This is a genomic window from Mycetocola sp. (assembly GCF_025464835.1).
Classification (GTDB): Bacteria; Actinomycetota; Actinomycetes; order Actinomycetales; family Microbacteriaceae; genus Mycetocola_A.
In genome coordinates this window covers 48,706-60,722 of record NZ_JAODMP010000007.1, presented here as the reverse complement: position 1 = coordinate 60,722, position 12,017 = coordinate 48,706, and the positions used below count along the sequence as shown (strand labels likewise).

Below are 12,017 nucleotides of genomic sequence, written 5' to 3'. Positions count from 1 at the left end.
GAGCCAGAGAACAACAAAAAAACCCCCGGAAATCCGGGGGTTTTTTCTTGTGAGCGATACTGGGATCGAACCAGCGACCTCTTCCGTGTCAGGGAAGCGCGCTACCGCTGCGCCAATCGCTCATGCTACGTGCCATGATAATTCAGTTTTGAGTGTGAGGTGGCGACGGGATTCGAACCCGTGTGGACGGCTTTGCAGGCCGCTGCCTCGCCTCTCGGCCACGCCACCGCGTGTGGTTGCCCACATGCCGTGGTCAACCCGAAGGCTAACCCCAACACTCGAGCGGATGACGAGATTCGAACTCGCGACCCTCACCTTGGCAAGGTGATGCGCTACCACTGCGCCACATCCGCATTTGCTCGCATTCCTGCGTGCTTGAAAGACTCTACTTGATGAAGACCCGAGAAACAAAATCGAGTTACCGCGTTGTCATTCCGGGGCAGAAAGACGCCAAATCGGAGGCCGGATGGTTCGCGAGCGCAGTCAGGTTCCGGTACGATGAAACGTCGTTGTGGGCCACCTCGGTGCGCGGCGGATGGGCGATTGGCGCAGTTGGTAGCGCGCTTCCTTCACACGGAAGAGGTCATCGGTTCGAGTCCGGTATCGCCCACACTGAGAGAAAGACCCGCGGAATATCGCGGGTTTTTCTGTTCCCGCACAAAGACACAGTCATCTGGCCTTCAGGGCGACTCCGGCGGGGAGGCGGTCGTTTCGCGAACTCGACGGGATCACCAGGATCGCGATCGCGGAATCCGGCGATGTCATCGACGCAGCCGCTGCTCTGGGACTGTGGAGCAGTTGCCTTCGCACCCGGGAATGGGCGGGCACCCGGTGCGGATCCACACCGATCTTCTGCGCCCGAATCTTCTCACGCACCACGGCGAGTTGGCGGCGGTCATCGATTGGGGTGGCGCCGGAATCGGTGACCCTGCAGCCGACGTCACCGCTGACACAGTGATGTTGCGCACCGCTGTCGGTGCGCCACATCATCCGTTCGGTTAGTTCAGGGAGGACTTCAGCCACTTGTTCGTGAGGCTGATCTTCACGAGTTTGCCGATCGGCTGCGGGCCTTCCGGCCCGAGCACGAACGCATCCTTGGTGAGGTACAGATCTTTCCCTGAGAGCTCGATCGCGGCCGGAGAGGTGACAGGGAACGCAGCTACTGCTTGCCCACCCCATGGCGGCACGACAGACACCTGTCCTGTGCCATCCGCTCCCCCGAACATTTCAGCGACGAAAACAATACCCGTCCTCTCCGAGACGGCAAGACCGGTCGCGCCAACGTAACCGGTGGCGAACGGCACCACCTCACCCGATTTCGGGTTCACTCTGTAAACCGCTCCTCGTTCTCCCAGGCTGGCGTCCTCGGGTCCTCCCGGGAGCGAAGTGACATACAGCCATCCGTCCGGCCCAAGCTCCACATCGGTTGGCACAGGCTCGAAGCGGTAGGAGTATCCGGTCGCGCAGGCGGGGAAGCCGAACTGTGCGACGATCTCGGCTGTCGCCACGACGGGTGGAGTCGCCGGAAGTACCGCGACTGTCGACACGCCGCCGTCGTAGCTGACCTTGACGATCGCGTTCATGCCGGCATCCGCGACATATACGCCGTCTCTCGTGGCGAGCGAGGCGTACGGATGTGTGTCGATTATTCCCGTGTAGGCGGGCGGTCCGAATGGGCCAGCGGGGTCGAACTGGGAGGCACACGACTCCGGCAGGTCCAGGAAGCCATAGCTGTTCACCTGGTCCGGGTTCTCCTGGTTCTCATGCGCCCACAGGTCGCCTACGGGCACAGGCTCCTTGCCCGTGCGGAGGCTCATCAGCATGGCGCTGGAGTGGTCCTGGGCCACCTCGGCGTAGTAGACGGTGTTGTGGCGGGTGCTCACCGCGCCGATCTCGGCGCCATTCCCATTGACGACGTCGATGCGTTCCCCCCTCTTGGTCACTTGGTTGAGAAGGCCTGGGAAATTCTGCGTGATCCAAGCCGTCCCGCCCGGCTCGACATCGAGAGACAGCGGCGACAGCATGCCGTCGACGAGAATCTCCGCTTCATCGAAGTTCGGTGGAGTGATGCCGCCGTGTGCCGACGCCGGTGTGGCGATGGCGACCGAGGTGAGGACAGCGGCGCAGACCGCCGCCGTCAGGGTCGAGACTTCCACTGAGTGCTCCTTTGCGACAGGGTTATGACTGAGCAGGTCACAACCTCATCGCAGCCCGGAGCCGGATGAGACTCTCGGCGGGGCAGGTGACAGGCGCATCGAAGCGAGACGGTGGTGAGGAGTGCTCACGTTCTTTCGTACCGTACCTGTGTTCGTCGCTGTTGTCGAGTGCCCTCAGTCGAGGTAGCTGGTCGTGACGAGGATGGCGCGATGGTCCGAGGCTCCGGCAGGAAGCGTCACGACGTCCTCGATGCCCATGTTGACGCTCGTCACGAAGTCGAAGTGGCCTCGGAATATCTTGTAACGGGAGTAGGTCCGCGCATTGCTCAGTGAGAGCTCGTATCCCATCTCGTGGATCCTGCGACGGAGGTTGTTTTTGAAGATCGGGTAGTTGAAATCGCCGACCATCACCGTAGGGATGCCCTCTGCGAGGGTGTGCAACTCGGCGTGTGCCGTCTTGATCTGGTGACGACGCAGCGAGTTCAGCGCCGTCAGAGGCGCCGCGTGGAAGGAGGCAACGAGCACCTCACGGTCCGCTTCCTTGTCGAAGAGTTTCGTCGCCAGGAGCCGCTCCGTTGCCGGGGAGAACAACCGGTCATGCACTGACTTCTTCAGCTCGAACGCCGTCGTGGACACGGTCGCGAACCTGTCGGCGTTGTAATAGACAGCGAGCCCGAGCCGGTTGCCCCGTGTGGAGTCGGCGAGCCGCAGGTTGCCTACTCGCTCGGGCAGGAGGTCACTGTCGGCTTCCTGGAGGCACAACACATCCGCTCCGTACAACGTGTCCAGGCCGATGAGTTCCGCGCTTGCAGCGTGCTTGCGAAGGTTGTAGCTGATGATTCTGATGAAGGCTCCCCGTCCGGACGAATCGATTGGCAAATTCTAACGTGGCGCGTAGGCTGCTTCGTTCAGCGCCAGCCGTAACGCCCGGCGATCGCGTCGGCCACTCGGGAGAAACGGTCCTCGTCAAGCGCTGCTGCTTCCCGTCTCATGCCGGCGGGGTGCACGCGGAAGACTCGCTCGATCCCGACCCAGCTGGGCCGCTCCTGGGAGTCCCAGTTCCCTCGACCGATGGGAACGAAATCGGCTGCATCGCCGTGAGGTTTGCTCGTCAGCGCCACGGCCAACGTCGTGCCACCTGCTTCCGTAGCGACGAGCAGCACCGGCCGGTCCTTTCCCCTGCCGTCACGTTCCTCGTACGGCACCCAGGTCCACACGATCTCTCCTGGGTCCGGATTGCCGTCTGTGGATGGGGAGTGCGTCATCCGCACGCGACGAATCAGGCTCGCATCCACCTCGACGGTGGCATGCCGACCGAAGCGTCCCGGCTGCTCCTCGCCCGGCTCGGCTGACGCCCCGTGCCTGTTCGCATTGCGTTGCCGCCGTGTGGGCGGTTCGGCAGAGCGGTTCAGGAGACGGACGACAGAGCGGACGAGCGCGCCAACGGACGACATCAGCGGTGATCCCCACGCTCGCTGGGGCGGCGGGGTGGCGCGGCGGGGCGTCGACTCAGCAAGATCACGCGCTCATCATAGCGGCGCGGGTCTCTCCCGCAACGCCGGAACGGGATGCCGCTGTTGGGCGGCATCCCGTTCTCTCTGGTTGCGAGGGTGAAGCTAGACGACTTCGAGCACGTATCCCTCTTCGCCGTGAACCGACGTGTCGACGCCCGCGATCTCGTCTTCGTTCTTCACCCGGAAGCCGAGCGTCTTCTGGATGGCGAAGCCGATGGCGCCGGCGACCAGGAAGGAGTAGACCAGCACCGCGAACGCGGCGATGAACTGCACGGCGAGTTGTTCGAGCCCGCCGCCGACGAAGAGCCCGGTCTCCGTGGCGAAGAAGCCGAGGTACAGCGTTCCGACGAGGCCACCGACGAGGTGGATGCCGACGACGTCGAGTGAGTCGTCGAATCCGAGTTTGAATTTCAGTTCGACCGCCAGGGCGCAGACCGCACCCGTGACGACACCGAGCAGAAGCGCCCAGCCGGGGGTGAGGTTGGCGCAGGCAGGGGTGATGGCGACAAGACCGGCGACGGCACCCGATGCGGCACCGACCGAGGTGGCCTTGCCATCCTTGAGCTTCTCGATGATCAGCCAGCCGATGATGGCAGCGGCCGTCGCTCCGAGGGTGTTGATCACGATGAGGCCGGTGTTGGCCAGACCGTTGAGCCACTCGGCGCCGGCGTTGAAACCGAACCAGCCGAACCAGAGGATCGACGCACCGAGGAGTGTGAGCGGCACGTTGTGCGGCTTCTGGATGCCCTTCTGGAAGCCGACCCGCTTGCCGAGCACAAGTGCGAGGGCGAGTGCGGCGGCACCGGCGTTGATGTGCACAGCGGTTCCACCGGCATAGTCGATGACACCGATTCCCGCGTCTTCACCGAAGAGCGCCGTGCCGAGGTTCATGATCCAACCGCCGCCCCAGACCCACGCCGCGATCGGGAAGTAGGCGAGTGTCGCGAAAATGCCGGCGAACAGCATCCACGACCCGAACTTCGCGCGGTCGGCGATGGCACCCGAGATCAGGGCGACGGTGATGATCGCGAATGTGGCACCGTAGGTGGCGCCGAGGAGGTTCGTGTTCGCGTCTTCACCCTGGGAAAGTGCGGTCAGGCCGAAGTCGGCGAACGGGTTGCCTGCGAAGTCGAGCGGGTTAGCGACCGCGCTCATGTTGAACCCGTAGAGAATCCACAGGACGGTGATGAGGCCGAGTGCGCCGAAACTCATCATCATCATGCTGATGACGCTCTTGGCCTTCACAAGGCCGCCGTAGAAGAATGCGACGCCAGGGGTCATCACCAGCACCAGGGCGGTGGCTGTGATTCCCCAGGCAATGCTGCCGGTGTCCATATCGTGTCCTTCGTTCTCTCGAGTGCATCGGGCTACCGACGGGGAACGCTGAGCGTTTCGTCGGTGTAGCCAGCTTGGATGCCGGACGTTTCGAGAGCGGTGTACCCGATGTTTCGGGTCTGTTACACGAGGGGTGCCCTTGTAAAAAGAACGTTTCGGGGTCAGGGAGCTTCGGCCAGCGCGATCATCCGTGACATGGATCGCAGGTACTTCTTGCGGTACCCGCCCGAGAGCATGTCTCCGCCGAACACCTGGTCCAGTGGGATGCCCGTGGCAGAGATCGGTATCTGGGCGTCGTAGACACGGTCGATGAACGCAACCAGGCGCAGCGCCTCCGTCTGCGAGTGCAGCTCGTGGACGTCCCGCAGACCGATCCGGTCGATGCCGTCGATGAGCTTGATGTACTTCGAGGGGTGGACGGTGGCGAGGTGGGTGATGAGCTCATCGAACGAATCATCCGACATCCGCTCCCCCGCATCCGCTGCCCTTTCCAGCCTGCTGGCGTACGCGTCCGCATCCAGGACCCCGGCGTGCCCGTCGGTCGAGCGCCGCCGGAAGTCGTTTCCGTCGATCCGCAGCGTGGTGAAATGGCTCGACATGGCATGGATCTCGCGCAGGAAATCAGACGCGGCGAACCGGCCTTCACCAAGAGCGTTCGGCGGGGTGTTCGACGTGGCGGCCACTCGTGTGCCTGTCGCCACCAGGTCGGTGAGCAGCCGGGTCATCATCATGGTGTCGCCCGGGTCGTCGAGTTCGAACTCGTCGATGCAGAGCAAAGCAGAACCGGTGAGCGCCTCAACCGCCTTCGCGTACCCGAGGGCGCCGACCAGGGCGGTGTACTCGATGAACGTGCCGAAGTACTTGCGCGGCCCCGGTGCCGCGTGCCACAGGGCGGCGAGCAAGTGCGTCTTCCCGACGCCGAATCCGCCGTCGAGGTAAACCCCTGGCTTGACCTCGGGCTCCTTCTTCCGGCGGCCGAAGAATCCGGATGCCTTCGTTGGCGCCCAGCTTGCGGCGAACGACTCGAGGAGGGAGACCGCCTCTTCCTGTGACGCAAAATCCGGATCCGGGCGGTAGCTGGCGAAGCTGGCCTCCGTGAACTGGCGTGGCGGGACAAGACTGGCCGCGATCTCCTCACCGGTGATCGTCGGCGTGCGGTCGGAGATGCGGAGGCGTGCCGTCTCGGCGGTCTGGCTCATGGGACAATACCTCGTGTGTCGAAGTCTTACGGCGCAGCTTTGGCAGGAGAGAAAGCTGCGTATCTTCGCGAGAAGAACGAGTCCCAAGCCTAAGGCAGGCGACGCGCCGCTCACACACCGCTTCGCCGTCCACTCCCGGAGGTAGACCATGCCCATCGAAATCGACGAGTCCCCCGAGTTCGCCGAGTACGCGTACCCCGAACGACTCGTCACCACGAACTGGCTCGAGGAACGCCTGGGAGCGCCCGGCCTCGTCGTCGTCGAATCGGATGAGGACGTCCTGCTCTACGAGGTGGGCCACATCCCTGGAGCGGTGAAAATCGACTGGCACACCGATCTCAACGACCCTGTGCAGCGGGACTACATCGACGGTGAACGATTCGCGGAACTGCTCTCGAGCCGGGGAATCGCACGTGACGACACCGTTGTCTTCTACGGCGACAAGAGCAACTGGTGGGCAGCGTACGCGTTGTGGGTGTTCCGGCTGTTCGGTCACAGTGACGTGCGGTTGCTCGACGGCGGTCGCGACAAGTGGATCGCCGAGGGACGACCGATGACCACGGATGCCACGGCACGGCGCCCGGCCGAGTATCCGGTCGTCGAACGGGACGACTCCGTCATCCGTGCCTATAAGGACGACGTTCTCGCGCACCTCGGGAATCCCCTGATCGACGTGCGTTCACCGGAGGAATACAGCGGTGAGCGCAACACCGCTCCGGCCTACCCCGAAGAAGGTGCGCTGCGTTCCGGCCACATCCCGACCGCGAGCAGTGTTCCGTGGTCCAAGGCGGTCGCAGACGACGGAACCTTCCGTCCCCTCGCCGAGCTCAACGCCATCTACCGGGACGAAGCCGGATTGAAAGACGGAGACGACGTGGTCGCCTACTGCCGGATCGGCGAACGCTCCAGCCACACCTGGTTCGTACTCCAGTACCTCCTCGGCTTCAACAAAGTACGGAACTACGACGGGTCGTGGACCGAGTGGGGAAGCGCAGTACGGGTCCCAATCGCGGTCGGCGAAGAACCGGGAGAACTCCCCCGCTGAACGACCGCGACCCAGCCTCCCGGCAGAAATCCCGTGGGACAATAGATGCACCATGACTGAGATCCTTCCCGCGCAGTTGGCTGAGATCCGCGACGAATTCCTCGCTGTCGACGAGAAATCACGGCTCCAGCTGCTGCTGGAGTTCTCGATGGAGCTTCCTGACCTGCCCTCGCGGTACGCGGAGCACCCTGACCTGCTCGAGCGTGTGGTCGAGTGTCAGTCGCCGATCTTCATCTTCGTCGAGGTAGCCGACGACGGGGTGCACCTGCATGCCACCGCGCCGCGAGAAGCTCCGACCACGCGTGGATTCGCCAGCATTCTCGCCCAGGCGGTCGACGGCCTGAGCGTCGAGGAGGTTCTCGCTATCCCGTCTGACTTCCCGCAGATGCTCGGCCTCGGCAGGGCCGTCTCACCGCTTCGGCTCAACGGCATGAACGGCATGCTCCAGCGGGCGAAACGTCAACTGGCAGAGCGCGCAGCGGCCTGACCGTTCAGCTGAGCGTCGCGGCCCACTCCCGGATCGCCGAGGTCCATCGGCCCTCGTCATAGTTCCAGAGTTTCGTGTGCCCGGCACCGGTGAACGGCGAAAAGGTGACGATGTCCGGACGCGCTGCCGCGAGGTCGTGCGACCCTGACGACGGGACGAACCCGTCATCGTCGCTGTGCAGCACGAGAATCGGGAGGGTGAGCTCGCAGGCGCGGCTGATGACATCGAGGCCACAAAGATCCACAGCCGAGTCGAGGCCGGTAAGCACCCTGCCCCACGGGCTGCTGATCGCAGTGATCGCCGCCAGACGCAGCGGAACGGGGATCCGCCCGGCGTCCGCCTGAAATTCGAGGACTCGGGCCCAGTCGAGCACAGGAGAGTCAAGCACTACACCCCGGAGAAGAGCGGTGTGGCTGCTGCGCAGTGAGGTCTGCACCGCGATGGTGCCTCCCATCGACCAACCCATGAGAACGACGTCTGTGGCGCCGTGCGCTACAGCCACATCCAGAGCGGCGTCGACATCGTTCCACTCGGTCTCGCCGAGGCCGTACAACCCGTCGGCACTGGGCGGAGCGTCGCCGTCGTTCCGGTATGACACCAGAAACGCCGAGTAGCCCGCCTCCCGCCAGACGGGAACGGCTCGGAGACACTCGCTTCTCGTGGTTCCGCGGCCGTGAACGATGACCACCCAGCGGCCGGTGTCTTCCTCAGCCGGGAAGAGCCAGGCCGGCGCGTTGCCGGCCGGTGTCGGCACGTCGATGTTCCGGAAGCCGATGCCGAGCTCTTCAGGCCGGGAGAAGTACCATCCGCTGAACGTGGCCGGGCCGCTCGTCGGTAAGCCATCGGCCGCAGTCTCGAGCTTGCGGGTCACGGCCGCACCGGTCGAGTGCAGAACATCTCCCAGACGCAAATACCGCTCGGGCTCCCCATAGAACAGGCCGTAGCGGCCGGGAAGAGATGTTTCCGGGTTAGCCCCGAGGGTGATCGTCGCGTTTTCGGCGTCGATGGCGAGCACATCGCTCTCCCGGACCCGGGTGCGTGCCGGCGTCACCACCCGCCGCGCGACCGTGCCGACGGCGATGACCGCACTGCTCGCAAGCGTGAGCAGGATTGCGCCGAAGACGACCACGATCTGCCAGCGGCGGCCCGTGGAGACGGGGGCATTCCGGTCGGCGTGGCTGTGTCGTTTCATGGGCAAGTAACTCTAGTCTGCAAACGTGGCTGATTTCCCGATGGGCACCGACGTGCCTCCAGAGTTCCAGAGCGCACTGGACTCCGTTCGGCGCGCCAAGGCGCGGCCCGAATTGGCTGTGACGGAGATCCCCGCACCCGGTAACCTGGCGCCATACAGCGTCGCTCTTTCCGCAGACGTCACGCCGTCCAGACACGGCGCCGATTCCGAACTCGGCACGGGAAGGTTCATCCTCCTCTACGACCCGAGCGAACCCGAAGCCTGGGGCGGCGTGTTCCGCATCGTCTGTTTCGTCCAGGCGCCGCTCGAAACCGAGATCGGCCTTGACCCATTCCTCGCCGACGTCGCCTGGTCCTGGCTCGTCGACGCCCTCAACGCACGATCAGCCAAATACACCTCTGCTTCAGGGACCGCCACGAAGATCATCTCCACCGGATTCGGGGAGCTGGCTGCGCAGGGCGATGGTGCCCAGATCGAATTGAGGGCATCGTGGACTCCGCTGGAGAACGATATCTCCTCACATGTGGAAGGCTGGGGGGAACTGCTCTGCATGCTTGCCGGGCTCCCACCAACAACCGAAGGTGTCACTCTGTTGTCTAGTCGCAGGACGGCGCGTGACTGAACGCCACGTCATCGAGTCGAGGGACGAATACCTCGACGCTGTTCGAACCATTGCAGCCGGAAGCGGTCCGATCGCCGTCGACGCTGAGCGGGCATCCGGTTACCGCTACTCGCAGCGCGCGTATCTCATCCAGCTCTACCGCCGTGGCGCCGGGCTTTTTCTCTTCGACCCGCCCGCGATCGGTCGCTTCGACGAACTGAACGAGGCGATCGCTCCTGCTGAATGGGTTCTCCACGCGGCGAGCCAGGACCTCGCCTGCTTGAGGGAAGTCGGCCTCGATCCGGTTCGCATCTTCGACACCGAACTGGCCGCCCGGCTCCTCGGGTTTCCTCGCGTCGGGCTGGGAACCGTCGTCGAAGAGCTCCTCGGGGTCCACCTGGCCAAGGAGCACTCCGCGGCTGACTGGTCGACCCGGCCGCTGCCGTCCACCTGGCTGGAATACGCCGCCCTCGACGTGGAACTCCTCGTCGATGTCCGCGACAAGCTCGCAGCTCTGCTCGACGAAGGCGGCAAACGCGCCATCGCCGCCCAGGAATTCGAAGCCACTCTGGCCAGGCAGCCGAAGGTCCAACGCCAGGACCCGTGGCGCCGGCTCTCGGGACTGAACACGGTTCGTGGTGCCAGGAACCTCGCGATCGCCCGCGAGTTGTGGACTGCGAGGGATGCGTTCGCTCGCGAGAGCGACATCGCCCCAGGGCGACTCGTCCCGGACTCCTCAATCGTCGCCGCTGTTCGAGCTGAACCACGGAGCCGCGCCGCGCTTGCTGCGCTGCGCGAGTTCAAAGGCCGGGCGTCGAGGAGCGAGCTCCCGCGATGGTGGGCGGCAATCGAACGCGGGCTCAGCACCGAAGACCTGCCGCCGATCCGCGGCGCCTCCGGCGACAGCCTGCCTCCTCCACGGAGCTGGGCGGAGCGCAACCCAGAGGCCGATGGCCGTCTCAAAGCGGCACGGACGTCGATCTCCACGATCTCCGAAGACCTCGCCATCCCGATCGAGAACCTTCTGACCCCCGAGGTTCTACGGCGCGTCGCATGGGATGCCCCCGAACCGATCACAGCTGAATCGATCGCGGACGCCCTCGCCGCTCTCTCGGCCCGCCCCTGGCAGATTGAAGCTACTGCACAGGCAATCGCCTCTGCATTTGTAGAATCCAGCCAACTGGCGTCGGAGGCTCCGAAACGGGAGTCGTAGGAAGAATCAAAGGATTCCGGCCCGATTTGGCGTGCTCTCTAGGATCGGGGTGCAAACGAAATTGGGAGGCAAAGTGGCCGAAATAGCCGACGTCTTTTTTGTTGATGGTGTGCGGACCCCGTTTGGTCGCGCCGGAGAAAAAGGTCAGTACTGGAACACCCGCGCGGATGATCTCGTCGTCAAGGCGATGATGGGGCTTCTCGAGCGCAACCCGGATGTCCCGAAAGACCGAATCGACGAGGTCGCGATCGCGGCCACCACCCAGCAAGGCGATCAGGGCCTCACCCTCGGCCGCACGACCGCGCTTCTCGCCGGACTCCCCCAGTCCGTTCCCGGTTACGCCATCGACCGGATGTGTGCGGGGGCGATGACCGCGGTGACGCAGATCGGCAGCGCCATCGCCTTCGGCGCCTACGACTTCGGCATCGCTGGCGGTGTCGAGCACATGGGCCGCCACCCGCTCGGTGCCGACGCGGACCCGAACCCGCGGTTCCTGAGCGAGAAGCTCGTCTCGGCGGATGCTCTCGACATGGGCAAGACTGCTGAGCGTATCCATGATCGGTTCCCCCACCTCACCAAGGAACGCGCGGATCGTTTCGGCACGCGCAGCCAGCAGAAGCTGCAGGCCGCATACGAGGCAGGCAAGATTCAGCCGGATCTCATCCCCGTTGCGATCAGAAGCGAATCGGGGTGGGGCCTCGCCACCCGTGATGAGGGCACTCGTCCCGAAACCACCATGGAAGGTCTGGCCAACCTGAAGACACCGTTCCGCCCGCACGGACGCGTGACGGCGGGAACCGCCTCCCCACTGACCGACGGCGCGACAGTGAGCCTGCTGGCCGGAGCTTCCGCGGTCACAGAGTTCAAGCTCAAGCCGAAGATGCGCATGGTGAGCTTCGCCTTCGCCGGAGTCGAGCCGGAGATCATGGGCATCGGTCCCGTTCCCTCAACAGAGAAGGCCCTGCGCAAAGCAGGACTCACGATCGACGACATCGGGCTGTTCGAGCTGAACGAGGCTTTCGCGATCCAGGTTCTCTCCCTGCTCGACCACTTCGGCATCGACGATGACGACCCCCGAGTGAACCAGTGGGGCGGGGCGATCGCCATCGGGCATCCACTCGCAGCATCCGGTGTTCGACTGATGACTCAGCTCGCAGCCCAGTTCGCCGAGCGCCCGGATGTGCGCTACGGCCTCACAGCAATGTGTGTCGGACTTGGCCAGGGTGGCAGCGTCATTTGGGAGAACCCGAACTGGAAGGGAAAGAAGTAATCGCT

Annotated in this window: 12 protein-coding genes and 4 tRNA genes; 7 read left to right on the top strand and 9 right to left on the bottom strand. The window is 64.2% G+C overall.

What is annotated here, in order from left to right:
• Positions 1 to 50 precede the first annotated feature (50 nt).
• The 3 genes from JWP90_RS01010 to JWP90_RS01000 all read right to left on the bottom strand — a co-directional run bounded on the left by JWP90_RS01010 (position 51) and on the right by JWP90_RS01000 (position 353).
• Positions 51 to 122 (bottom strand) — tRNA-Val (locus tag JWP90_RS01010).
• A 35-nt stretch (positions 123 to 157) separates the two neighbouring features.
• A tRNA-Cys gene (locus tag JWP90_RS01005) sits at positions 158 to 228 on the bottom strand.
• 53 nt (positions 229 to 281) lie between these two features.
• Positions 282 to 353, bottom strand: a tRNA-Gly gene (locus JWP90_RS01000).
• 184 nt (positions 354 to 537) lie between these two features.
• Here JWP90_RS01000 and JWP90_RS00995 point away from each other — a divergent pair.
• Both JWP90_RS00995 and JWP90_RS00990 read left to right on the top strand, forming a co-directional pair.
• Positions 538 to 610, top strand: a tRNA-Val gene (locus JWP90_RS00995).
• 188 nt (positions 611 to 798) lie between these two features.
• On the top strand, positions 799 to 1,002 hold the full coding sequence (locus JWP90_RS00990; RefSeq protein ID WP_297358655.1) for a phosphotransferase: 204 nt from the start codon (positions 799 to 801) through the stop codon (positions 1,000 to 1,002).
• Here the strand turns inward: JWP90_RS00990 and JWP90_RS00985 are convergent.
• From JWP90_RS00985 to zapE, 5 genes are all read right to left on the bottom strand, one after another.
• Complete coding sequence (locus JWP90_RS00985; protein ID WP_297358653.1) at positions 999 to 2,156, bottom strand: ScyD/ScyE family protein; 1,158 nt, start codon at positions 2,154 to 2,156, stop codon at positions 999 to 1,001. The genes JWP90_RS00990 and JWP90_RS00985 overlap by 4 nt on opposite strands.
• Positions 2,157 to 2,330: 174 nt before the next feature.
• The gene (locus JWP90_RS00980; RefSeq protein WP_297358664.1) at positions 2,331 to 3,002 is read right to left on the bottom strand and encodes an endonuclease/exonuclease/phosphatase family protein; all 672 of its coding nucleotides are present in this window, start codon (positions 3,000 to 3,002) and stop codon (positions 2,331 to 2,333) included.
• Between the two features lie 62 nt (positions 3,003 to 3,064).
• The gene (locus JWP90_RS00975) at positions 3,065 to 3,610 is read right to left on the bottom strand and encodes a type II toxin-antitoxin system PemK/MazF family toxin (RefSeq protein ID WP_297358651.1); all 546 of its coding nucleotides are present in this window, start codon (positions 3,608 to 3,610) and stop codon (positions 3,065 to 3,067) included.
• 162 nt (positions 3,611 to 3,772) lie between these two features.
• Positions 3,773 to 5,005, bottom strand: coding sequence for an ammonium transporter (locus tag JWP90_RS00970; RefSeq protein WP_297358649.1), 1,233 nt, complete (start codon positions 5,003 to 5,005; stop codon positions 3,773 to 3,775).
• A gap of 161 nt (positions 5,006 to 5,166) precedes the next feature.
• Entirely contained in the window at positions 5,167 to 6,204 is a 1,038-nt protein-coding gene (gene zapE / locus JWP90_RS00965; protein ID WP_297358647.1) for a cell division protein ZapE, read from the bottom strand.
• 148 nt (positions 6,205 to 6,352) lie between these two features.
• Between zapE and JWP90_RS00960 the strand changes: the two genes are divergently transcribed.
• Both JWP90_RS00960 and JWP90_RS00955 read left to right on the top strand, forming a co-directional pair.
• A complete protein-coding gene (locus JWP90_RS00960) occupies positions 6,353 to 7,249 on the top strand; it encodes a sulfurtransferase (protein WP_297358645.1) in 897 nt (298 codons plus the stop codon).
• A 52-nt stretch (positions 7,250 to 7,301) separates the two neighbouring features.
• Positions 7,302 to 7,736: a SufE family protein gene (locus tag JWP90_RS00955; protein WP_297358643.1), complete on the top strand. Its 435-nt coding sequence runs from the start codon at positions 7,302 to 7,304 to the stop codon at positions 7,734 to 7,736.
• Between the two features lie 4 nt (positions 7,737 to 7,740).
• Here the strand turns inward: JWP90_RS00955 and JWP90_RS00950 are convergent, their stop codons facing one another.
• Positions 7,741 to 8,928, bottom strand: coding sequence for an alpha/beta fold hydrolase (locus tag JWP90_RS00950; RefSeq protein ID WP_297358641.1), 1,188 nt, complete (start codon positions 8,926 to 8,928; stop codon positions 7,741 to 7,743).
• A 40-nt stretch (positions 8,929 to 8,968) separates the two neighbouring features.
• Between JWP90_RS00950 and JWP90_RS00945 the strand changes: the two genes are divergently transcribed.
• The 3 genes from JWP90_RS00945 to JWP90_RS00935 all read left to right on the top strand — a co-directional run bounded on the left by JWP90_RS00945 (position 8,969) and on the right by JWP90_RS00935 (position 12,012).
• A complete protein-coding gene (locus JWP90_RS00945; RefSeq protein WP_297358662.1) occupies positions 8,969 to 9,550 on the top strand; it encodes a DUF3000 domain-containing protein in 582 nt (193 codons plus the stop codon).
• A complete protein-coding gene (locus JWP90_RS00940; RefSeq protein ID WP_297358639.1) occupies positions 9,543 to 10,742 on the top strand; it encodes an HRDC domain-containing protein in 1,200 nt (399 codons plus the stop codon). The genes JWP90_RS00945 and JWP90_RS00940 overlap by 8 nt, the downstream gene beginning before the upstream one ends.
• A gap of 73 nt (positions 10,743 to 10,815) precedes the next feature.
• A complete protein-coding gene (locus tag JWP90_RS00935) occupies positions 10,816 to 12,012 on the top strand; it encodes a thiolase family protein (RefSeq protein WP_297358637.1) in 1,197 nt (398 codons plus the stop codon).
• The last annotated feature ends 5 nt before the right edge of the window (positions 12,013 to 12,017 follow it).